Origin of the sequence: Acidianus sp. HS-5, from assembly GCF_021655615.1 — an archaeon.
Classification (GTDB): domain Archaea; phylum Thermoproteota; class Thermoprotei_A; order Sulfolobales; family Sulfolobaceae; genus Acidianus.
Genome location: NZ_AP025245.1, coordinates 2,582,501 through 2,584,028 on the forward strand (window position 1 = coordinate 2,582,501; position 1,528 = coordinate 2,584,028).

4 protein-coding genes (1 of these 4 only partly in view) are annotated in these 1,528 nt (G+C 36.8%); all 4 read right to left on the reverse strand.

All coding sequences use genetic code 11. The annotated features are described in order from the left end of the window. Positions 1-184, reverse strand: partial view of a hypothetical protein gene (locus HS5_RS14390; protein WP_236752038.1) — the beginning only. The gene continues 560 nt to the left of window position 1, outside the view; the window shows 184 of its 744 coding nt (coding positions 1-184); the start codon lies at positions 182-184; its stop codon lies beyond the left edge, outside the window. A 271-nt stretch (positions 185-455) separates the two neighbouring features. Beyond that, entirely contained in the window at positions 456-587 is a 132-nt protein-coding gene (locus HS5_RS14395) for an AbrB/MazE/SpoVT family DNA-binding domain-containing protein (protein ID WP_236752039.1), read from the reverse strand. Positions 588-781: 194 nt separating this feature from the next. Beyond that, positions 782-1,138: a PIN domain-containing protein gene (locus HS5_RS14400; RefSeq protein WP_236752040.1), complete on the reverse strand. Its 357-nt coding sequence runs from the start codon at positions 1,136-1,138 to the stop codon at positions 782-784. Next, a complete protein-coding gene (locus HS5_RS14405; protein ID WP_236752041.1) occupies positions 1,135-1,362 on the reverse strand; it encodes a hypothetical protein in 228 nt (75 codons plus the stop codon). The genes HS5_RS14400 and HS5_RS14405 overlap by 4 nt, the downstream gene beginning before the upstream one ends. Positions 1,363-1,528 lie beyond the last annotated feature (166 nt).

Here is a 1,528-nt window from a genome sequence, read left to right on the forward strand (position 1 = left end):
TAGCTCCAACTATTGCTGAAACTCCACTACTAGTACAGCCCGGACATGCGTCGGAGGACACAAATTGAGAACCGATGAAAGTGGAAAGCCACTTCCTCATATCGTCGTTAGACTTAACTCCAAGCTTATAATAAAGATAGCCCAGAAGTGACGGAGAATACAATACGCCTTTATCTCCGGGCATATATACTGATACTCCTCCAATAGCTTTTTGTAAATAGGAAACGAACTGCGTTCCGGCATATCCTGTGATTGTTGACGATCTAGCTTTAACAAATGATGGAGAAACATAACAATATCCTTTCCTACAGCTCCACTGAGTTATAGGTGTTAAATCTCTAAACCCTTTATATACAGCAATGGAATACGAGGAAATAGTGCCACCCCTTATGCCTGCAAGGTAGCTTTCCCAAACGTTAAATATCGGGTCGTACCATTGACCGTTACACTGTTGTTCAGGCTATGAGTTCTATTTTGCCGTCTTTTACGATAATTTCTAGTTTATCTCCTTCTTTCAAGTTAATGCTTTCTGCTATGTCTTTTGGAATGTAAATAGCATTCCTTTTTCCTACCCTCACTATCTTCATAAGTAGATTTATGCTATTAATAAGTTGTGGAGGAAGCTAAGTGCATAGGCCAATGTAAAGTATCGTGTACATAATTACTCATGGGTTGAAGAAGGTTGGGCTAGGTTCAGATTGCTACTTTCATAATGGGATTTTCCTCATACGGTAGATGAGTCTGCTTTTAAAGGGAGAATTCTGTTTTGAGGAATAAACTCCTAGTTAGTTAGGTATACCTTTACTATGTCTTTTACTCTCTCGAAGTCCTTATCTCTAGTGAGTACTGCACCGCCGAATTTTACTGCAGTTATTGCCAGTAATGCATCGGTGATGTCAATGTTCCTATTTACTGCCAAATCTACGGCTTTTAGGTAATCTTGGTAGGAATGAATTACTAACGGTTTTGTGCTAATTATTTGGATAATATATCTGAAGAGTTTTACGTAACCTAATGCTCTTTCCTTCTGGTTGGTAAGCTCTACATATTTTTCGTGAATGAATTCTGTAAATTCTTGTAGTACACTTTCTGTTACTATGAAGTCCTCAATTGAGGTTATTTTCTTACTTATTATCATGTTTGTATCGATGAAAATCTTCTCTCCCTTGATCTCTTAATCACCTCCTTGATTTCTTTCTCTGTTGGTTCTCCTAAGAAGTCGAAGAGTTTTTCTATACCTTCTTTGAGGAATTCTTCTTTTCTCTTCTCTATTTCCTCAGCTTTTTCTTTGTTGTCGGTGATTAACAGACTATCGAAGATTTTTATGACATATAATTGCTTGTTAGCAAATTCATTTCCCAAATAGAGTCTTCCCTTGTAATCTGTCTTTTTTCTTCCATAGTAGAAAATGAGTTTAAGAGATAAAATTGTTTTCCACTACTAATTCCCACTAGCATAAGGGAGATTCTGTTCTAATCGCGAATTGGAATAGGAAGGAGAGATATTCAATAAAACATATTTGACTACT